The organism is Acinetobacter sp. ANC 5378 (genome assembly GCF_013004315.1).
GTDB lineage: Bacteria > Pseudomonadota > Gammaproteobacteria > Pseudomonadales > Moraxellaceae > Acinetobacter.
On sequence record NZ_JABERK010000005.1, the window covers coordinates 97,555 to 118,160 of the forward strand.

Here is a 20,606-nt window from a genome sequence, read left to right on the forward strand (position 1 = left end):
TGCTGAATTTATCAAAGACCTAGCTAAATTGTAGGCAAGATTCTATATAAAAAATTAAAGATTTAATTATCAATAAAATGTACTAGATATTGGAATTATTATTGCATATGGTAGGACAGCAATAAATTTGCATCTGCATGGTTATAAAATTTGATATTTCACATTTTCTTAACAGTGTAAGCAGATTGTTTCAAATCTTCCCGAGGAAATATCAAAGGATTTCATTCAATGTCGAATCAGTTTTTAGATTTAATTAATAAACGCCGTACCATTTATGCAGTGGGTAAAAATGTAGAGCAAAGCCCAGAATATTTAACTCAATTGATTCAACATGCTATTAAACAAAGTCCATCATCTTTTAACTCGCAATCTTCACGTGCCGTAATTTTATTTAATGAGCAGCACGAAAAATTTTGGGGCTTTGTAAAAGAAAAACTCAAGTCTTATGCAACAGATGCAGAAGCTGCTGCAAAAACCAGTGCCAAAATGGACAGCTTTGCTGCCGGTGTCGGTACGGTTTTATTTTTTGAAGATATGGATGTGATTAAAGGCTTGCAAGAGCAGTTCCCATCTTATGCCGACAATTTCCCGGTTTGGGCAGAACATTCCACAGCAATTGCACAATTTGCGACTTGGACTGCGTTACATACGGATGGTTTAGGTGCATCACTGCAGCATTACAACCCGATTGTGGATGAACAAGTGCATGCTGAATGGAATATTCCTGCAAGCTGGAAACTTCGTGCCCAGCTCGTGTTTGGTTCTGTAGAAGGTGAAGCCAAAGACAAAGGCTACATGGATGATGCAGTTCGTTTTAAAGTCTTTAAATAATTGTTGATTTTATAAGAAAAAAATAAAAAAGAGAGGTCAATATGACCTCTCTTTTTTGAATCTGTCTTTATAGAAGGAACTTTCTATCATCGCTATTTTTAGAGGCTTGTTTTAAGCAGAGGCGTGTTGGTGTTTACTTGCCTTGCGACCATGCAATAGGTAGTAGATGACGATACAGACTAAAACACACATTGCACTGTAGAAATACAGTTGTGAATAGTCGATGTAATCCAGTGCCTGACCAATGAAATAAGGACCAAACCCTAAACCTGCATCCAGAAAAATAAAGAAGGTCGAAGTGGCAAAACCCATACGCTCAATACTGGCACTTTTTACCGCAACCGTTTGGCAAACTGACTGAATGTTGCCATAACCGAAACCCAGTAAACTCGCACAAAGCAACAGCATAAACGAACTTTGCACCTGACTTAATAAAACCAGAGCAATTGCCATAATGATAAAAGCAGGATACATAATGATATTTTCGCCTTTACGATCCATTAGTGGGCCGGTAAATGGACGCGAGATCAAGATGGCAATGGCATACATCAAAAAGAAAAAAGAGGCTGTTTCAACCAGATCAATTTCTTTGGCGTAAAAGTTGATGAAGGACAACACACCTGAATAGCAAATGGAAGCCAATAACATAATGAATGAAATCGGCAGTGCTTTGTGTTCAATAAATTGGGAAATCCAGCTGGGTTTCTTAGCGGGTACAGAAATATCCAGTGGGTTGTTTTGTTGCGGAAGATTCGGCACTTGAATCAGAAGAGCAACCACCAGACAGCTCACCGCGATAATGCTTGAAACAATAAAAATGGCATCATAACCAATGTGCAGCATCATCCATATGGCGAGGAAAGGACCAATCGCCGTTCCCAAAGTACTGCTCATGCTGTAGTAACCAATGCCTTCACCACGACGAGTTGGCGGCAATATTTGTGCAATGATGGTGCCTAAAACAGTGGAGGCCATGCCCATCATAAAGCCATGCATAAATCGTACAAGCAAGAGCATGCCGACATCGAACTTCATGAAGTAGAAGCCAGAAAAGATCAGGAAGCCGGTTAAACCCACCATCAGCGTGGTTTTACGTCCAAAGCGTTCCAGAAATTTACCAACAAACAAACGGCCAATCAGCGTACCGACAATAAATAAACCCGAGACTAGACCTGCTTGTGCCGTGGTGGCACCGAGTTCAGCAACAGCATAACCGACAATAACCACCACCAACAAATAGAAAGTCAGTACAAGCTGAAAGTTAATCGAGCTGACAAGAATAAAATTTTTTGACCATAAGGGAGCATTTTCATTCATGGTTGTGTACCTGATTTAAGCTCTTGCAGATGTTCCATAAGTGTATGAAGGGTGTCTAATGTGCAATTTTGTGAATTTTGATCTACTGGCAATAACAGTTTTTGTTCAAACACATCCATTTTTTCAGAGCAAATTTGAAAAAGTTCTATACCTTTTGCACTCAGGATCAGTTTCTTTTGCCGTTTATCTTCAGTATCCACGTGTTCAAGTACTTCCAGTTGCATCAGTGCATGAATACGTTTTGCAATGGAGGGCTTGGAGACATTCAGATATTCCGCAATGTCGATAGAGGTACAGCCTTGTTTTAACTGAATCACATACAGCACTTGCCATAAGGAGTAATTCAATTGATGGGGCAATAAAATGGTATTGATTTCATCACTCATTAGGCGCGCGCAGCGCAATAATGAAGCACGGAATTTAAGTTGGGGAGACATAATAGTTAGCTAGGGTAACTAAATTAATTAAACTTTACGCCTCTTTAAACGGTTGTTCAAGTATTAAGCAAGCTGAAAGCAGGATTTATAGGCAAAAAAAGACCCATCACATAAATGAATTCAGACCACTTTTAAAATGCTTCTTTATAAACTGTAGTGAGTAGGGGGAAGAGTGTATTGAAGTGCTTGGAATTTAAAGTATAGGTTCAAACACTTTCTAGTGAATCGTCCAGTGTATATATGTTTGGAATAGAATTTTGTTTCTACGTCGTGGGTTGCTACGTCAGTATTGTAAGGTCTATGTTGACTTGGTTGTGACCTCTGATTTTGCTATTCAAATAGGGATGGATCGAATTCAGTTGCCTGTCTCCGTATTAGTACAGACCTTTAAACACGTTTATTTCGAGCTGCAACGACTATTTTTAATGCCGCAGGGTCGAGCTCCGCCTTTATCTCTATAAAAATTGCATTCCATATTTTAGACGTGCAACTGACCAACCATTTTATCGAGATCAGTATGAATATTCATTTCTTTCCTTCATATGCGAGGAAACAGACAGCTTTTGCCCAAATTTTAGTTTTTTTAAATGATGGTGAAATAATAAATCAACATACTTCAATGAAGTTTCGAGGGTATTCTGAAACAGGTCAAAACAACAAAATAGCGCGACTGTGTATCTGCGTGCTCAATCACCACATTAACGAATTTAAAAAGGTGATGTTATGAATCTAGGATTAACCGCACTTGAACTGGCACGAATCCAATTTGCTTTCACCGTCTCGTTTCATATTATTTTCCCTGCAATTTCGATTGGTCTAGCGAGCTTCCTTGCTGTTTTAGAGTGGCGCTGGCTTAGAACTCAAAATCCGGTCTATCAAGACCTGTTCAAGTTTTGGGTCAAGATATTTGCCATTGCCTTTGGTATGGGAGTGGTCTCTGGCGTGGTCATGAGTTACCAGTTCGGAACCAACTGGAGTGAATTTTCCCGTATTTCAGGCAGTGTAACCGGACCACTTTTAGCCTATGAGGTGCTGAGTGCCTTTTTCCTGGAAGCCGGATTTCTGGGCATTATGCTATTTGGTTGGGGGCGTGTTGGTCCTCGGGCACATTTCTTTGCCACCGTCATGGTGGCAGTCGGCACCTGTATTTCCATGTTTTGGATTCTGTCTTCTAACAGCTGGATGCAGACACCCCAAGGTTTCAGCATTGAAAATGGCATTATCGTGCCGCAGGACTGGCTTGCGATTGTGTTTAATCCCTCGTTTCCATATCGCTTGGCGCATATGGCAATGGCTGCATTCTTGGTATCGGCCTTGCTGGTTGCGAGCACAGCAGCATGGCATTTAATCAAAGGTCGCCGTGATGCATTGGTCAAAACGTCTTTTTCCATGGCTTTATGGATGATATTGGTTCTTACACCTTTGCAGGTTCTGATTGGAGATATGCATGGTATCAATACCTTAAAGTATCAACCTGCAAAAATCGCTGCGATAGAAGGGCACTGGGAAACCAATCATAATGAAGGCATGCCTTTGTACTTATTTGGTATTCCAGATATGCAGGCAGAAGAAACCAAATATGCGATAGGTATTCCAAATGTGGGAAGCCTGATTTTAACCCATTCCATGAATGGCAAAGTTCAGGGCTTGAAAGAGTTTGCACCTGAAGACCGACCAAATTCAACCATTGTGTTTTGGAGCTTTCGGATCATGGTAGGTCTGGGCGTGTTGATGCTGTTATTAGCGCTAATCGGTTTATGGCTTAGGAAAACTGGCCGGTTCTATGAAAGTCCATGGTTTCACCGTTTTGCACTGATTATGGGACCCTCCGGTTTTATTGCAATGCTGGCTGGATGGTTTACGACAGAGGTGGGACGTCAACCTTGGGTGGTCTATGGTGTAATGCGGACTAAAGATGCGTTATCACCGGTATCGGCAGAACAGGTCGGATTAACCCTGATTATTTTTGTCGTGGTGTATTGCGTGGTCTTTGGGATCGGCATTTATTACATGTTGCGAATCATGCATAAAGGTCCGGAATTTGTTCATTCAGTACCGCATAGTGAAGAAAAGGTCATTCAAGCCTCACATCGTCCATTGGGCAGTACCGATGAAGAGCTGGATGGTCCACCTCTCGACAATCACCAGGAGAATGACAAATGATTGATTTATCTTTTATCTGGATTGTAATTATTGCCGTTGGTGTACTGATTTATGTGGTACTGGATGGTTTTGACTTAGGCATCGGCATCTTGTTTCCTTTCTTTAAAGCCCAACAAGAACGTGACGTGATGATGAATACTGTTGCTCCGGTATGGGATGGCAATGAAACCTGGATGGTATTGGGTGGGGCAGGCTTATTTGCTGCATTTCCCCTGGTGTATTCGACGGTGCTTTCTGCGCTATATCTCCCCATCATTCTGATGGTGATTGCACTTATTTTCCGCGGCGTGGCTTTTGAATTCCGTTTTAAATCCAGACGTAACCGACATCTTTGGGACATGGCCTTTATTGGCGGTTCCATTTTAACCGGATTTTTGCAGGGGATTATTCTGGGTGCATATATTCAAGGGATTAAAACCACCAATAGAATCTATACCGGAGGTGGTTTGGACTGGTTAACGCCATTTTCAGTCTTTACGGGTATCGGTGTAGTGGTGCTGTATGCCACTTTAGGTTGTGGCTGGCTGATCTTTAAAACTGATGCGGACTTGCAAAATCGAATGTATCAACTCATGCCGAAGATGATTATTGCCTTATTTATTATTTTTGGCGGCGTCAGTATCTATACACCTTTGGCGCATCCGGCAATTGCAGAACGCTGGTTCAATCAACCGCAACTCACTTATTTTAGTCCAGTCCCGATTCTGGTTTTGGTGTTTACCTTTCTGGCTTTACGCGCTTGCAAGCAACGCAAAGAACTCAGTCCATTTATCTACACTCTGGCTTTGGTGTTTTTGGCATATACCGGTTTTCTCATCAGTTTATGGCCTTATATCATTCCGCCATCCGTTACGATTTGGGATGCAGCTGCACCGCAAAGCAGTCAGTTATTTGCCTTAATTGGTGCACTGCTTTTGATTCCGATTATTCTGATTTATACAGGATTATCCTATTGGGTATTCCGCGATAAAGTACGAATTGGTGATAAAGGCTATCATTAAGGAGTGAATATGAAACTCTCACAAACCCAGTGGTTTATTGTTTTGTGGCTAGGCGGATTTTTTGCTTTAGCTCTAGTGGCTGGGGCATTCCGGCTCTTAATTCAGTTGGCCTATATTTAATAACGAAAGAAAGTTACTTTAAAAGTGGTCTGCTAAAAACAGACCACTTTGTTTTTGTAGAGCAGACCACTTTATCGAGGTTTAAGTTCTATATTATGTTTATTCATTTTATAGTGCGTATTGTCCGAGGCGATCATGCTGCGAAGCCTAAGCTTCCAATTTATTTTAGATTTTTTTGAATTTACTCAAATTGATTCTACAAAAATTTTGCAACGACTGGGGATTGAATCCCTTGACGAATTTGATGTTATTCTTCAGCAAAGCCTAGCGGTTCGATCTGCGCAGCAATCATCCCATAATTACATCATTCAAAGTTCGACTTTAGAAAATAGCCTAAGTTATTTATTTACGCCTTTTATTCATGCAGTGTTGAATCAAAATACGATTTATATCGCTCCACGACAAAATATTGTTGAACAGGTCTATGCGCATTATTTCCGTCTCGATGCTTTAGAACTGGAAAATCAGCAATCGGTTACTGAAATGAATCTATGTCTGGATTTGGTGCCAACAGAATTTAATGCGGCTGAATTTGGAATATATGCTTTAGCTAAAGCATTACTTGATCCTGCTTGTCAGCATCTGACGATGATCGGACAAAGTGGGCTGAATCCGGCCACAAAACAACAATTAGAAAGTTTATTCCAAGTCCGGATAGATGAAATTGTACTGGATCATAACCAGTTTAATTTGCCGGAAATTGATTTTAAAAAACTATTCTGGAAAAGAAAGACACCAGAATTGGCACAAGTCTGTCAAAGCATCGCGCAGGAAAATGCACCTTTAGTCAGCCGCCAGTTTCATATGAAATTAGATGATGCAGCGCATTTGATTGACGATTTAATGTATAGCGAACATCTTTTTGAAAAATTATCCGTCTTTGGTGAATTTACTGAAACCATCTTTAAAAACAATCTTGAATCGAAATTGAGGTATGTTAATGAACGAACCTAAAAAACCTTTCCCGTATTTAGTGGTGGGAATTAGCCTGTTATTAGGCTGCATGTTCCTTGGGTTTTTCTTCCTGGCAGTAACCAATGAGCCAGAGTATATGCCTTCACATCAGAAGAAGCTGGCTGAAGCAGCCAAGGTACAAATCAATAGATGATTCGCTCGCAGGATGAAGACCTTCTGAAAATAATGCCTTGTTTCGATAAGGCATTTTTGATTATTGTGAAATAAATATAAGTTGGATGCGTGCAGGTTGTGAAATGAAACAAAATGAATTTATCCAATTGTTAAGCCAAAATTTTGCACAGACCAATGAAAATAAATTAAGAACCAAAATATATTTAGCCATTAAAGCAACCTTGCCAAAATTAAACCTGCAGTCCGATTTTAAATGTCCATCTACACGGTTTTTATCCGAATATTTAGGGATATCTCGTGACACGGTAGAAAAAGTGTATGCCCAATTAGAACAAGAAGGTGTATTGCAACGGATTAAAGGCAAAGGTACGTTTATTAGGGCACACGTAAAAGTAGAACAGCTAGCATCTGAAGCAGTTGAATACCGACTTCCAGAGAATACCGAGCAATTAGAAAATCTATTTTTTGATCAAAACCTGAATTTTTTTGCCGATGGCATGCCTGAAATACGTAATTTCCCGTTTAAAAAATGGTACGAAACTGAAAAAAATGCGCTAAGCCAATATGGATTAAATATTTTTTTAAAAGATAATGCTGCTGGTGATGATTTATTGTGTCAGGAAATTGCCCAGCACATTAATTTAAATCGTAATACCCAAATATCTGCAGAGCAAGTGCTTATTGTGAATAGCACACAGCAAGCTTTATATCTTTGTGGACGGGTATTATTTAATCCGAATGATAAAATCATTATGGAAAATCCATATTATTCGAATGCCTATCAACTTTTTAAGCATATGAATCTGGATTTAAAATGTATGGGTTTAGATCGTGAAGGTTTGAAAATACAGGATTGTGACGATATTCAGGATGCAAAAGCAATTTATGTGACTCCGGCGAATCAGTATCCCAGCGGCATTCAAATGAGTGCAACACGCAAAGAACAAATTATTGAATATGCAGAAAAAAATAATAGTTATATTCTTGAAGATGACTATGATTCACTGTTACTGAATAAAAGTCAAAACACCGCCATTTTAGGTTTAGACCCTTACCAAAGAACGATTTATCTGGGTTCTTTTAGTAAATATATTCTACCGAGTTTAAGACTTTCTTATTTGATTTTACCCAAAGCGTTAATTGAGCCTTTTAAGCGCTATCGCAATTATATCGATGGCAGTGCGCCGTCTCAATATTTTCAGGTTTTACTTGGAAATTTTATGCAACGCGGACACTACGCTGAATATTTAAGACAGATGCAGCAGCTCTATTTAAAGCGCTACCAAACATTTATGAATTGTTTTGAATTGTATTTATCTGAATTTTTTTTTGTGAAACAGCATCATCCCAGTATGCAGCTTGCATGTTATTTTAAAGCAGAGATTCCAAATACCCTTGAACAAGCATTAGTAAATGGTGCAGAATTACACAATATTGCAATTACACGTCTAAGCCAGTTTTATGAATATGATCGTGAATATGGTTTTGTACTTGGTTTTAGTTCACTTAACGATACTGAAATTAAACTGTGTATGAAAGAATTCCGCCAACTCATATATAATGAATTGGCGCGTCTGATCTAAAGCCATCTGATATTTTTTTATAATAAAAATTTAATCCTGTTATTTATTCTGTTTACGATAAACACTCGGACGTACAGGACGGGAACTTTTCCATAAACCTTTTTTCTGTTTTTTGGCTTTGTCTTGAAGTGACATCATATAGTGTAGATGCTTTTTATCTTTGATGTATTCTTCATAGACCCAAGCTGCACCACGTTTAACCATCTCTTCATTGATATTTTTACGATAACGATAGACCACACCGACACAGCGTCCATAACGGTCGATATCGGTAATTTTGACCCGAACCATTTTATCTTTGACCATGCTTTGGACCAGTCGTTTGGATTCCTTGCCATAGCTTTGACTAGATTCAGGTGCATCCACATAAGCAAAGCGTAACTTGGTTTCAGAGCGTCTGATATTAAAACGGTAGCAGGTGAGGGTATCGCCGTCGCTCACTGCATTAACACGGCACCAATATTTTTTACCTTTTTTAAACGGACGAAATATATCCTTTAAGTAAATGGTAATTTTATGCAGTAAATAATAGGAAATACATAAAGCGAATAGCCCTAGCACAATTTGCCAGGTCGTAGAGAGATGCAACAAAGTTATAACCCAAATCCTTAAGAATTAGCCGTATATCGACACAGCTTGGAGATGGAGCATTGTAGGTGAAAGCCATTATTTGCACGGCTTAAAAGCTAAACAATCAGTGTTTTATTTTGTAGTAATAAAAATAGCCTAAGCATTTTGTAAACTGTTAAAGACTATACGTCACTGATAAATAGCCTAAGTATAATAAATATATCTATACAAAATAGCCTAAGCAAAGATTTTAGAAATTTCGCTTCGCAAAAAACTATGCCGTGAATTTAATTCTAAATCACTATTCCAATACATTCCCAAATCAATATTTGGAAGTTCTACAGGAACATCAAAAATATTCAAACCATCGGCCAGTTGTAAATGAACCAATATATTTTTAGGAATGGTAAGAATAGCTTGAGGCTGCTGGCTTAAAATCTGCAGGGCAGTTGAATAATGCTGACAACGTAAAAAAATCTGACGGGAAAGTTGTTTTCGGTTCAAATAAATATCTTCCACCAAAACCCCGGTACGTCGTGATGAAACGCCAATATGCGGTGAGGCCAGATAAATATCTTCGGTCATGCTTTGCTGTTGAGTACACACCACAAATTGGTCTTGTACCAGTTTTTCAAATTGAATTTTGTCGCCAAAGTTTTGTTCTAAATCAATCACAAAATCAATCTGCTGAGTGGCAAGATCGGTAAGGACATTTTTACGGTCTAACTTAATACTTGAAAATTGAATCGCTAAATTGAGTTGATGAAAATGTTCCACCAGTTTAGGGAAAATAATCGGCTCGATTTCATCATGCACGGCAATTTTTAAGGTCTGTACCATGCTCGGGTCAAAATTTTGTTTTTGTATTGAAATGCTTTGAATTGCAATCAAGGCATTTTTAATCACCGGATAAATTTGTTCAGCAAAAGGTGTGGGTAACATTTTGCTGCCTGCACGGACAAATAAATCATCCTGCAAATGCTGTCTTAGCCGTTGTAAAGCATGGCTGGCAGCAGATTGGGTGATACATAAAATTTGAGCAGCTTTAGAGATACTGCTTTGCTGATAAATCGCAATAAAAAGTGGATATAAATTAATATCGATACGGTGGAAAATTGCCATATCAACGGTACTACTCATCGTACTTTTATTATGAATATTGTTCATAGTCTTATATTGAATTAAATCATTTTGTTCATAGTAGTTTTCAAGCTAAGGTGTTGTAAAGAGCAGTGATGACAATATTTAGAGGGAAGTTAGCATGTTTGAATTATCAGCACGTGCACAAGATTTTGTAGAACGTGCCAAAACCTTTATAAAAAATGAAATTGAACCGGTTGAAACTGAATTTTGGAATGAAGTTCATACGCTGAATCAAGGTGGTGACTGGACCACATGGCAGTGGCCAGCGCAAATAGAAGTTCTTAAAGATAAAGCCAAAGTAGCTGGGCTTTGGAATATGTTTCTGCCTGATCCTGTTTTAGGCCAAGGTTTATCTGTACAGGAATATGCCCATATTGCCGAACTGACAGGTCGCAGTTTAATTGCACCGGTCGTTTTTAACTGTAATGCGCCTGACAGTGGCAACATGGAAGTGTTGTGGCGTTATGGTTCTGAACAACAAAAACAGCAATGGTTAACCCCATTATTGGAAGGAAAAATTCGTTCGGTTTTCTGTATGACTGAACCCAATGTCGCTTCAAGTGATGCAACCAATATGCAGGCGACGGCGGTCATTGAAGGTGATGAAATTGTTTTAAATGGTCGTAAATGGTGGTCCTCAGGTTTGGGCGATCCAAACGCAAAAATCATCATTTTTATGGCGCATACGCCAGATGAAAGCAAAGACCGTCACCATCAACATTCCATGGTTTTGGTTCCTGTAGAAACTACGGGTGTAAAAATTGAAAGGATGTTGCCGGTATTTGGTGATTATGATGCACCACATGGACACGGCGAAATTAGTTTCAATAATGTCCATGTTCCAGTTGCCAACTTTATTGGCGGTGCAGGACAAGGTTTCGAAATTGCCCAAGGTCGTTTGGGACCAGGACGTATTCATCATTGCATGCGTTGTATTGGCGCGGCAGAAAAATCATTAGAATTGATGATTGACCGTGGCATGAGCCGAACTGCTTTTGGTAAAGAAATTTTAAAATTGGGCGGTAACCTGGAACGTGTTGCCGAAGCACGTGTTGCCATAGATCAAGCACGTCTTTTAACTTTATATGCAGCCTATAAAATGGATACTCTAGGCAATATGGCTGCTTTAACTGAAATTTCTGCGATTAAAGTGGTTGCGCCAAGTGTATTGGAGAAAGTGGTGGATATGGCGATCCAAATTCACGGCGGTGCAGGTGTTTCACGTGATACACCATTGACTGGTTTCTTTGCTCAAGCACGTAGCCTTCGTTTGGCCGATGGTCCCGATGAAGTGCATAAAGGCATGATTGCCAAACTTGAACTGGCAAAACGTGGTTACGGTTCACGTCGCAAGTAATATCTAAAAAATATTGTAGATGAGACTTCTTACAACTTTGTACAAATTTTCCTGTCAATAGAAAATGAAAAAGGTATAAATAAGATAATGTAAGAAGTCTTTTGAAATTGAAGATTTAGGAAAATAACAATGTCAGTCATTGATGTGAGTGGAAATGTTCGTCCGGGCGAAGAACTGGACGTAACCGCAGTAGAAAACTGGTTAAAGGAACAAGGGATTGATTTACAGGGGCAGGTAGAAGTCACTCAATATTCAGGTGGAGCTTCAAACTGGACTTACCATTTGAAATACGGCAATGCTGATTTAATTCTACGGCGTCCGCCTAAAGGGACTAAAGCCAAATCGGCTCATGACATGGCACGTGAATACAATATGCAAAAAAATCTGGCACCGTTCTATCCTGTATTGCCTAAAATGGTGGCATTGTGTCAGGACGAATCCGTGATTGGTTGTGACTTCTATGTCATGCAACGCATAGAAGGCATTATTCCACGGGCCAATTTACCCAAAGAACTGCATTTTAACGAAGCTCAAGTTCACGAATTGTGTATCAATGTGATTGATAAGTTGATTGAACTACATCAAGTACCTTATCAAGGGACAGAGCTGGAAAAACTGGGTAAGGGCGACGGTTATTGTCGTCGTCAGGTTGAAGGTTGGGATGCACGTTATGAAAAAGCCAAAACCTTCAATGTACCTTCATTTAAATATGTACGTAACTGGCTCAAAGACAATATTCCTGCGGATTCGACCAGCTGCATCATCCACAATGACTGGCGTTTTGATAATGTGATTTTAGATCCGAATCATCCCACTCAGGTCATTGGCGTGCTGGACTGGGAAATGGCAACGTTGGGCGATCCACTGATGGATTTGGGTTCAGCTTTGGCATATTGGGTAGAAGAGACTGACAATCAAATTTTTAAAGTGACACGTCGTCAGCCCACCCATTTAAAAGGCATGTTTACCCGTAAAGAAGTGGTAGATTATTATTTAGAAAAAACAGGTCTTCAGCCTGAAAACTGGACCTTCTATGAAGTGTTCGGCATTTTCCGTTTAGCCGTGATCGCGCAACAAATTTATTACCGTTATCATCATAAACAAACCAATAATCCCGCATTTAAAGATTTCTGGATCGTCATTCATGCTTTACATATTCGTGCGTTAAAACTGATTGGTAAACAGAAGTTCGAAGCCAATGACATTGCACAAAAATATAAAGTAAAACTTCAGGAAATTTTAGGAAAAGTAAAATGACCACAATTTATCTGATTCGTCACGGACAGGCTTCATTTGGTGCGGAAAGTTATGACAAACTTTCACCGAATGGCGAATTACAGGCGAAATTATTGGGTCAGTATTTCAATCAAATTCTGAAAGAAGAACCTTATGTCGTTGCCGGTTCAATGCAGCGCCATCAACAAACTGCCAATCTTGCTTTGGCTGAATGTTTTCCCGAGGCAGAAATTCAAACCGACAGTGCATGGAACGAGTTCAACCATCAACAGGTTTTTGCCCAATATGAGCCGCGTTTTAATGAACCGCATTTGTTAAAACAGGATGTCGAAAATGAAGTCAATCCACGGGCGTATTTAGCCAAAATTTTTGAAGGTGCTATTGAACGCTGGACCGGTGGTGACTATCACCATGAATATGATGAATCCTGGCCGGATTTTAAAAGCCGTGTAGAAACAGCACTACAAAATTTATGTGATGAATTGGCAAAAACCAAACCGCGTTATGCCGTGGTATTTACCTCGGGTGGGGTGATTTCGGTGGCGGCAGGAAAATTACTCGAGCTTAATCCAAATCGTACTTTTGCATTGAACTGGGCGATTACCAATACCAGTATGACCACATTACGTCTGGTTGGAAACGAGCCGCAATTATTGAGTTTAAACGAACATCATTTTATTAAAGCTGAAGATCCTCAATTACTGACATGGATTTGATATTAAAAAAATAGACAAGGAATAGATCATGGCAAAAACGATTTTAATTACTGGGGCAAGCTCAGGTATTGGTGCGGGAATGGCACGTGAATTTGCACAAAAAGGCTATAACCTTGCTATTTGCGCACGTCGTTTGGAGCGTCTTGAAACTTTAAAGCAAGAACTTGAAAGCAAATATGGCATTAAAGTGATTGCAAAAACTTTGGACGTGACCAATTACGATCAAGTTTTTGAAGTGTTTAAAGCTTTCAAAGAGGAATTTGGCACGATTGACCGTGTGATCGTAAACGCAGGTGTTGGAGATGGTCGTCGTATTGGCAAAGGCAATTTTGAAATTAACCGTGCCACGGTAGAAACCAACTTTATTTCTGCTTTAGCGCAATGTGAAGCGGCTGTTGAAATTTTCCGTGCGCAAAATTCTGGTCATCTGGTGATGATTTCATCGATGAGTGCAATGCGTGGCATGCCAAAACATTTAACTGCGTACGGTGCAAGCAAGGCAGGGGTTGCACACTTGGCTGAAGGTATTCGTGCAGAACTGATTGATACGCCCATTAAAGTCACCACCATTTTCCCGGGTTATATTCGTACTGAACTGAATGAAGGCGCGAAGAAATTACCTTTTGAAGTCGATGAAAAAACAGGATCGCATTTACTGGTGAAAGCCATTGAAAAAGCACCCGTCAAAGCTTATGTCCCAGAATGGCCTTGGTTGCCATTAGGTTTGGCAATGAAAGTATTGCCACTAAAGTGGGTAAATAAGTTGGGTTGAGGAGCGAATGAATTGAAGGCGCTGAATGCGCCTTTTATTTTTTCCAGGATTTTTTTAATAAACATTCAGATCGTCATAGCGACGCAATTATCTATTATTTTTAGAAATCAGGATGCCTAACATGATCATGAAAGTGCTCACGCCACCTATGACAAAACTCATGAGTCCCATTTCAACAGTCAAAACCTCATTCCAAAGATTATTATTGCTCCAAGGTACATAAATACCCTGACTCCACAAAAAGCTAATCGCGCATAAAATGAGAAAGCTGATAAGAGTTGCAATAATAAGCGTAACGACAAGATTTTTCCAAATTTTACAGCCGACGATCAAGGTGATAACGCTGAGCCCAACTATTGCAATTATTGCTATTAATAAAACACTATTCCAATAGTCCATATTGATTACTCTTCGCTAAGTCAATAATAAATTTATGAGAGTTTCGTGTTTAAATTTCCAAATGATACTTTAATATGAATTCCAGAAAAAAAGTAAGTAATTTTTCCAAAAAATGCAGTCCTTTAGCTTTTTTATGAATAAATATTTATTAACTTACTGAAAAGCTGATTTTTTAGTCTAATCAGATCAAACTGAATTTTTAGAATAATTGAAAGAAGATATATCCTGAATAGAAGTTCCGCTTTAGATGAAACAGTAACGGCTTATTATTAACCTCTGATCAATGAAATGATCATGCTCGAATCGTATTAACAAAAAGATCAAGCAAATGAAGACGCTCGTGATATTTCTAACAATATGCACATTGGGTCAATGCTTTTAACAAGGCAAAATCATATATTGATCTGGATTTTTCTGCTATTTGCATCCTTTATGTTTTTAAAAATTTCGACTATCGCCCTTATTCCATCCCTGATTATTCAAGGCAATGCAGTCAAAAAAAATACTTTACGCTTAGCAGAACCCGAAGGAAACCGTCAGGGGATTATCGGAACAGGAAAACCGCTGTCTATTTTAATTTTAGGCGATTCGGCAGCAGCAGGTGTCGGGGTTGAAATTCAGGAGGATGCTTTATTGGGTGCTGTGTTGAATCAGTTAAAAGATCAATACCAAATCAGTTATACGCTGGAAGCGAAAACAGGGCATACCACAGGACAAGTCATTAAAACTGCCCAAAATATGCCGGCTCAACACTTTGATGTGGTGATTACCTCTGTCGGGGTAAATGACATTACTAAACTAACACCCCCTAAAAACTGGATTCAAAAACAGCAACAACTTTATGCAGAGATTAACCAGAAATTTATACCTGAATTGATTATTGCCGCTGGTGTGCCGCCGATGAACATGTTTCCAGCTTTACCCAATCCACTGGCATGGCTATTTGGACAATATGCCAAAGGCATGAATAAAACTCTTGGCAAATTCGTGCAGCAGCAAGCTAATATGCAATGGATTGAATATGATCTGGCACGATTTAAAAGCTTAAACTTGGAAATGGCAGCAGACGGCTTTCATCCAAGTAAGGAAATTTATGCACTTTGGGGTGAACAGGTGGCAGATAAAATCCGTCAAATGTTTTAAATTAGGCTAAAGATTGATAAATGGGCTGTTATGACCACCGAACTGGAAATTGAAACTCATCCACTTAAACCCTTTTTACCCAAAAATGCCAAATTGCTCATGATGGGGAGTTTTCCACCGCCTAAAAGCCGCTGGAAAATGGAGTTCTATTATCCAAACTATCAAAATGACATGTGGAAGATTTTTGGTTTGGTTTTCTTTCAAAATAAAGAACACTTTTTAGATATCGCGAATAAAAATTTCAAGGAACAGCAGATCCGTGACTTTTTAATGGAAAAAGGCATTGCAATTTTTGATACGGCCTATCAAATCGTTCGCCTCAAAGGCAATGCTTCGGATAAATTTCTGCAAATCGCCAAGCCGACTGATATAGCCAAGCTGCTACAACAGATTCCTCAATGTCACAGCATTATGACCACAGGCGATAAAGCCACCGATACTTTAATGCTTTCTATGCCTGAGGGAACACTTAAACCGGTGATTGGTGAATCCTCTAAAGCTTATTTTGCTGAACGCAACCTGACTTTATATCGTATGCCATCTTCATCACGCGCTTATCCACTCGCTATAGAGAAAAAAGCTGAAGCCTATAGTCAGTTATTTAATGAAATAGGCCTACTATAAGTAAGTTTAAATATTGAATGGCATCATCTTTGGATATTTAACCCATCTAAAAGACTGCACGCTAAAATCCCGTACCTGAGTAAAATCAGACCAGATGAGTTGACTGCCTTTAGTCCATTTCAGACTTTGAATACGCTGTGAAATTTGAGCTAATTCTTCATGAGTAGCAGGGCGTAGTTCCCCGATTTCGACATAGAGCCGCACACCCGGATAATCACTAAATTGACCTTTTAATAGAGATTTCAACCAAAATAATCGACTGCTATTAATCGCTTGAATACAGGCTTTATTATTCTGGGGCAAATTTTCTTTAAAAGATTCAGCATAAGTATCAAAGAAAAAACCGGTTTGGTTGTCTTTAAGAAATAAAGTGCCTATAGGCGTGATGGTGGGTTGCAACTATGCATCAACAGTGGCAATAGAGCAGTGCATTGCTGCTTTTTGCGCATCATTCACGACTTTGTGAATATGCGACCATTCATGATGATTCATTTTGATTTCCCTTTTTATTATTTTCAATATTATTCAGTAATATGAGGAAAAGTTGAATACAGTTTTTAGCGATCTGACTGGTCATTCATGCCAAAATCGAGTTTCAAAAATTAAATAAAGATGTTTAATTCAGTTTGAATAGATTTCAACCCCTATCCATCATATTCAACATAGTCCCATAAATTTAAACGGGATTTAATTTCACGGCGAATATTCGGTAGCATCGGTAGTAATGTGCCATCAATCCAAAGACTTAAAGCTTGTACAGAAATTTTCTTTTGTTCACTATCGACAATTTGAGCACCTTTAACCAAGAGTAAGGTTTCTTCATTTGCTTCAGTTTCAATGCCTTTAAATAAGACCTGCAATTCTGCACCGGTATCCTGAATTATCCATTCCAATTCCAGTTGAGTGTTTTCACTGGATTTCAAAACAGCCTGACCTTCAAGAATTTCAGAATCAGATAAGCAGTCATATTCCACACGGACTTTGGCTAAAAACCATTCTTGTTGTCCAAGCTGATTCAGTGTTTTGTAGGGGGTTAAAATATCACTTAAATTAAATTGACGACTTAAATCAAAAAATTGCATTGCAGAGGGTCACGATCAGGAGATAAATGAGTTAAAAACTCGAAAAGTGGAATGTTAAAGCAAATCAGGAAATGAGTAAAACATTGTGTTGATTGATCTGAAATATGTATAAATAGCCTTCAAGATCTTATAAGTCATAACAATATTGAAGTACCACTGGAACTAAAAGCACGATGTGTATTTTGATGTCATTCGATTGTCATTACATCAACCATTCAATCGGGAAATAAGACACCACTTTCATTGCAAATCTTTGGAATTTGGTGCTTTCAGGGTCTTGATTGTATTCAACGATAGAACCATTTTTTTGATGATCCAGCCAAATGACTTCCCCTTGTGGGTTGAGTTTTAATTCATAAGCAATTTGCGGCAGGTATTGATCCAGTGATGTAGAAATCTGATTTTGAAGCACATCTGATTCAACCACCAATCCGACTTCAGTATTTAAATTGGCTGAACGTGGGTCAAAGTTAAATGAACCAATAAACACCATACCGTCGATATCAAAGAATTTTGCATGCAAGCTTGAGGCATTTTTATTTTTGGCGGGAATCACATTGCCTGTGACCACTTCATACCAGGTACGTTTATGTCGTTCAATATAGGGCTTAAACTCATAAAGTTTGACCCCACTTTGCAATAAATCATGACGATATTTTTTATAAAAGGCATGTACCAAAGGAACATCATTGGCCAAGAATGAATTGGTCAATACTCGAACCTCAACATCGTTTTTGACCAGCGTGGCTAAATAATCTGTACCTTGACGGGTCGGCACAAAATAGGCAGAAACCAGTTCAAGATGCTGCTTCGGTTCACCCATAATATTCAGCATCTGACGATAAATGAGCTGATCATGAGTTGTCTTTCCACGAATTTTATCCGGCGAATCTGCGACAAAATATGCTTTTGCCCAATTGATGGGACTGTCTTTTAAGTGCTGATTGATTTGTTTTTCTGCCAATTCAATCCGTTTTTTCAGCTGATCTTTTTGTAAAGCGGTCAGTTCATAATATTTGCGCAATTTGGCAAGTTGTTCTGGCTTGGCATCGCCCAGCAGTTGTTGGACTGAATAGCTTAAATCATCATTCCAGAAGTCTTGAAATACTTGATTGGCATGGTCGACTGCATTTCCATAGAACAGAATATCCATGTCGGTAAACTGGAAATTTTCACTTGCATCAAAGTATTCACGGCTGATATTGCGCCCACCGGTAACCGCAATGGCGCCATCTGCGATAATCAGCTTATTGTGCATACGGTGATTGATTTGGTTGAAACGAAAAAAATAATCAAATAAGCGTAATTTTCTAGCTCTAAAGGTATAAGGATTAAATATTTTAATTTCAAAATTGGGATGCTGTGCCAGTTGTTTTAAGGTTGCATCGAGTTGAGAACCATTCTGGTCATCAATCAATAAACGGATTTTTACCCCCCGATCTGCGGCCTTGAGCAATTCAGCCAGCATCATGTGACCAATCGAGTCATCTTCCCAGATGTAATATTGCAAATCGATATTATATTGGGCTTTATTAATCAGATGCAGCCTTGAGGCAATACTGATAAAAGCATCATCTAAAGACAGATAGGCAGTTAAGCCCTGAGTAATTTGTGTATCAACATTGGAACCGTTTAACCAGTGCTCGGCATGAACCTGAATTGGAAACTGCTTTTTTGATTCATTCATCGGCAAACTGCATCCTGTCAGTGTGATGACTGCAAATGAAAGTAAGACAGCTTGAGTAGAGTGTCTAATTTGCATAATTGTTATGAAGTCATAAAGTTATACGTACATATTATCATCATGTTATAGGTTGAATCGGACAATAAAAAGCGGTTACTGTAGCTCATCTGTTAAATAATCAAATAAAGGATGCTATTTCATGAAATCACGTGCTGCAGTCGCATTTGGTCCGGGTCAACCGCTTCAAATTGTTGAACTGGATGTTGCTCCACCGAAAGCAGGTGAAGTCTTGGTGAAAATCACCCATACCGGCGTATGTCATACCGATGCTTTTACTTTATCCGGTGAGGATCCTGAAGGTGTTTTTCCGGCGGTATTGGGTCATGAAGGTGCCGGCATTGTGGTAGAAGTTGGCGAGGGCGTGACCAGTGTTAAACCGGGCGACCACGTCATTCCACTTTATACCGCTGAATGTGGTGAATGTTTATTCTGTAAATCTGGAAAAACCAACCTGTGTGTCGCAGTTCGTGCGACTCAAGGTAAGGGCTTAATGCCAGATGGTACAACACGTTTTTCTTATAATGGTCAGCCGATTTATCACTATATGGGTTGTTCAACTTTCAGTGAATATACCGTGGTTGCTGAAGTGTCTTTGGCGAAAATCAACCCGGAAGCAAATCCTGAACATGTATGTTTATTGGGTTGTGGCGTAACCACAGGTATTGGTGCGGTACATAACACTGCAAAAGTTCAAGCAGGCGACTCAGTTGCGGTGTTTGGTCTAGGCGGTATTGGTCTTGCGGTTGTGCAAGGTGCTCGCCAAGCTAAAGCGGGTCGAATTATTGTGGTTGATACCAATCCAGACAAATTCAAACTGGCTGAAGAATTTGGTGCGACAGATTTCCTAAATCCAAAAGAATATGACAAACCGATTCAGGAAGTCATTGTTGAAATGACCGGTTGGGGCGTAGACCATTCGTTTGAATGTATTGGTAACGTCAATGTGATGCGTTCTGCGCTTGAATGTGCACACCGTGGTTGGGGACAATCCGTGATTATTGGTGTAGCCGGAGCAGGTCAGGAAATTTCGACCCGTCCGTTCCAGTTGGTTACTGGTCGTACCTGGAAAGGCACAGCTTTTGGTGGTGTGAAAGGTCGTTCACAACTTCCGGGCATGGTTGAAGATGCAATGAAAGGCGAGATTCAACTTGAACCTTTCGTAACGCATACCATGGGTCTAGACAAAATTAATGAAGCTTTTGATTTGATGCACGAAGGTAAATCAATTCGTACAGTCGTACATTTTAAAGATTAATCTTCTTTAAAATAAAAAAACGGG

Annotated in this window: 21 protein-coding genes and 2 pseudogenes; 15 read left to right on the forward strand and 8 right to left on the reverse strand. The window is 39.3% G+C overall.

Annotation, left to right across the window (positions count from 1 at the left end; genetic code table 11):
- Positions 1-228 precede the first annotated feature (228 nt).
- A complete protein-coding gene (locus tag HLH16_RS01240) occupies positions 229-831 on the forward strand; it encodes a nitroreductase family protein (RefSeq protein WP_131287242.1) in 603 nt (200 codons plus the stop codon).
- Positions 832-942: 111 nt separating this feature from the next.
- On the opposite strand, the gene HLH16_RS01245 is transcribed toward HLH16_RS01240, so the two are convergent.
- Together HLH16_RS01245 and HLH16_RS01250 are read right to left on the reverse strand one after the other, a co-directional pair.
- Positions 943-2,148 carry an MFS transporter gene (locus HLH16_RS01245; protein ID WP_131287240.1) on the reverse strand — a complete coding sequence of 402 codons (1,206 nt, stop codon included), beginning with the start codon at positions 2,146-2,148 and terminating at the stop codon, positions 943-945.
- Positions 2,145-2,588, reverse strand: a complete 444-nt coding sequence (locus tag HLH16_RS01250) for a MarR family winged helix-turn-helix transcriptional regulator (protein WP_502699783.1) — start codon at positions 2,586-2,588, stop codon at positions 2,145-2,147. Before HLH16_RS01250 ends, HLH16_RS01245 begins: the two co-directional genes overlap by 4 nt.
- A gap of 377 nt (positions 2,589-2,965) precedes the next feature.
- Here HLH16_RS01250 and HLH16_RS15985 point away from each other — a divergent pair.
- The 7 genes and pseudogenes from HLH16_RS15985 to HLH16_RS01280 all read left to right on the forward strand — a co-directional run.
- Positions 2,966-3,046 (forward strand): annotated as a pseudogene (locus tag HLH16_RS15985) (DUF2946 domain-containing protein); the annotation flags it as partial.
- Between the two features lie 262 nt (positions 3,047-3,308).
- Entirely contained in the window at positions 3,309-4,748 is a 1,440-nt protein-coding gene (locus tag HLH16_RS01255; protein ID WP_131287238.1) for a cytochrome ubiquinol oxidase subunit I, read from the forward strand.
- Entirely contained in the window at positions 4,745-5,749 is a 1,005-nt protein-coding gene (gene cydB, locus HLH16_RS01260; RefSeq protein ID WP_171527920.1) for a cytochrome d ubiquinol oxidase subunit II, read from the forward strand. Before HLH16_RS01255 ends, cydB begins: the two co-directional genes overlap by 4 nt.
- Before the next feature lie 9 nt (positions 5,750-5,758).
- Entirely contained in the window at positions 5,759-5,869 is a 111-nt protein-coding gene (locus HLH16_RS01265) for a DUF2474 domain-containing protein (RefSeq protein WP_086193303.1), read from the forward strand.
- Between the two features lie 135 nt (positions 5,870-6,004).
- Positions 6,005-6,823: a hypothetical protein gene (locus HLH16_RS01270; RefSeq protein ID WP_131287234.1), complete on the forward strand. Its 819-nt coding sequence runs from the start codon at positions 6,005-6,007 to the stop codon at positions 6,821-6,823.
- The gene (locus tag HLH16_RS01275) at positions 6,810-6,977 is read left to right on the forward strand and encodes a cbb3-type cytochrome oxidase assembly protein (protein WP_165541289.1); all 168 of its coding nucleotides are present in this window, start codon (positions 6,810-6,812) and stop codon (positions 6,975-6,977) included. Before HLH16_RS01270 ends, HLH16_RS01275 begins: the two co-directional genes overlap by 14 nt.
- A gap of 103 nt (positions 6,978-7,080) precedes the next feature.
- On the forward strand, positions 7,081-8,541 hold the full coding sequence (locus HLH16_RS01280; protein WP_171527921.1) for an aminotransferase-like domain-containing protein: 1,461 nt from the start codon (positions 7,081-7,083) through the stop codon (positions 8,539-8,541).
- A gap of 39 nt (positions 8,542-8,580) precedes the next feature.
- On the opposite strand, the gene HLH16_RS01285 is transcribed toward HLH16_RS01280, so the two are convergent.
- Complete coding sequence (locus HLH16_RS01285) at positions 8,581-9,132, reverse strand: thermonuclease family protein (RefSeq protein WP_171527922.1); 552 nt, start codon at positions 9,130-9,132, stop codon at positions 8,581-8,583.
- Between the two features lie 216 nt (positions 9,133-9,348).
- Complete coding sequence (locus HLH16_RS01290; protein ID WP_171527923.1) at positions 9,349-10,278, reverse strand: LysR family transcriptional regulator; 930 nt, start codon at positions 10,276-10,278, stop codon at positions 9,349-9,351.
- 94 nt (positions 10,279-10,372) lie between these two features.
- Here HLH16_RS01290 and HLH16_RS01295 point away from each other — a divergent pair, with 94 nt between their 5' ends.
- From HLH16_RS01295 to HLH16_RS01310, 4 genes are all read left to right on the forward strand, one after another.
- Positions 10,373-11,611, forward strand: a complete 1,239-nt coding sequence (locus HLH16_RS01295) for an acyl-CoA dehydrogenase family protein (protein WP_171527924.1) — start codon at positions 10,373-10,375, stop codon at positions 11,609-11,611.
- 129 nt (positions 11,612-11,740) lie between these two features.
- Positions 11,741-12,868 carry a phosphotransferase family protein gene (locus HLH16_RS01300; protein ID WP_171527925.1) on the forward strand — a complete coding sequence of 376 codons (1,128 nt, stop codon included), beginning with the start codon at positions 11,741-11,743 and terminating at the stop codon, positions 12,866-12,868.
- Positions 12,865-13,563 carry a histidine phosphatase family protein gene (locus tag HLH16_RS01305; RefSeq protein WP_171527926.1) on the forward strand — a complete coding sequence of 233 codons (699 nt, stop codon included), beginning with the start codon at positions 12,865-12,867 and terminating at the stop codon, positions 13,561-13,563. Before HLH16_RS01300 ends, HLH16_RS01305 begins: the two co-directional genes overlap by 4 nt.
- 28 nt (positions 13,564-13,591) lie before the next feature.
- Positions 13,592-14,335, forward strand: a complete 744-nt coding sequence (locus HLH16_RS01310) for an SDR family oxidoreductase (RefSeq protein ID WP_171527927.1) — start codon at positions 13,592-13,594, stop codon at positions 14,333-14,335.
- 87 nt (positions 14,336-14,422) lie between these two features.
- On the opposite strand, the gene HLH16_RS01315 is transcribed toward HLH16_RS01310, so the two are convergent.
- The gene (locus HLH16_RS01315) at positions 14,423-14,734 is read right to left on the reverse strand and encodes a hypothetical protein (protein ID WP_131287218.1); all 312 of its coding nucleotides are present in this window, start codon (positions 14,732-14,734) and stop codon (positions 14,423-14,425) included.
- Between the two features lie 432 nt (positions 14,735-15,166).
- On the opposite strand from HLH16_RS01315, the gene HLH16_RS01320 reads away from it, so the two are divergent.
- On the forward strand, positions 15,167-15,877 hold the full coding sequence (locus HLH16_RS01320) for an SGNH/GDSL hydrolase family protein (RefSeq protein WP_131287216.1): 711 nt from the start codon (positions 15,167-15,169) through the stop codon (positions 15,875-15,877).
- A 30-nt stretch (positions 15,878-15,907) separates the two neighbouring features.
- The gene (locus tag HLH16_RS01325) at positions 15,908-16,501 is read left to right on the forward strand and encodes a uracil-DNA glycosylase family protein (protein ID WP_171527928.1); all 594 of its coding nucleotides are present in this window, start codon (positions 15,908-15,910) and stop codon (positions 16,499-16,501) included.
- A 6-nt stretch (positions 16,502-16,507) separates the two neighbouring features.
- Here HLH16_RS01325 and HLH16_RS01330 read toward each other — a convergent pair.
- The 3 genes and pseudogenes from HLH16_RS01330 to HLH16_RS01340 all read right to left on the reverse strand — a co-directional run bounded on the left by HLH16_RS01330 (position 16,508) and on the right by HLH16_RS01340 (position 19,345).
- Positions 16,508-16,993, reverse strand: a pseudogene (locus tag HLH16_RS01330) (pyridoxamine 5'-phosphate oxidase family protein).
- Positions 16,994-17,145: 152 nt separating this feature from the next.
- Positions 17,146-17,583 carry a hypothetical protein gene (locus HLH16_RS01335; RefSeq protein ID WP_171527929.1) on the reverse strand — a complete coding sequence of 146 codons (438 nt, stop codon included), beginning with the start codon at positions 17,581-17,583 and terminating at the stop codon, positions 17,146-17,148.
- A 202-nt stretch (positions 17,584-17,785) separates the two neighbouring features.
- The gene (locus HLH16_RS01340) at positions 17,786-19,345 is read right to left on the reverse strand and encodes a phospholipase D family protein (protein ID WP_171527930.1); all 1,560 of its coding nucleotides are present in this window, start codon (positions 19,343-19,345) and stop codon (positions 17,786-17,788) included.
- Between the two features lie 121 nt (positions 19,346-19,466).
- Between HLH16_RS01340 and HLH16_RS01345 the strand changes: the two genes are divergently transcribed.
- Positions 19,467-20,582, forward strand: a complete 1,116-nt coding sequence (locus tag HLH16_RS01345; RefSeq protein WP_171527931.1) for an S-(hydroxymethyl)glutathione dehydrogenase/class III alcohol dehydrogenase — start codon at positions 19,467-19,469, stop codon at positions 20,580-20,582.
- The last annotated feature ends 24 nt before the right edge of the window (positions 20,583-20,606 follow it).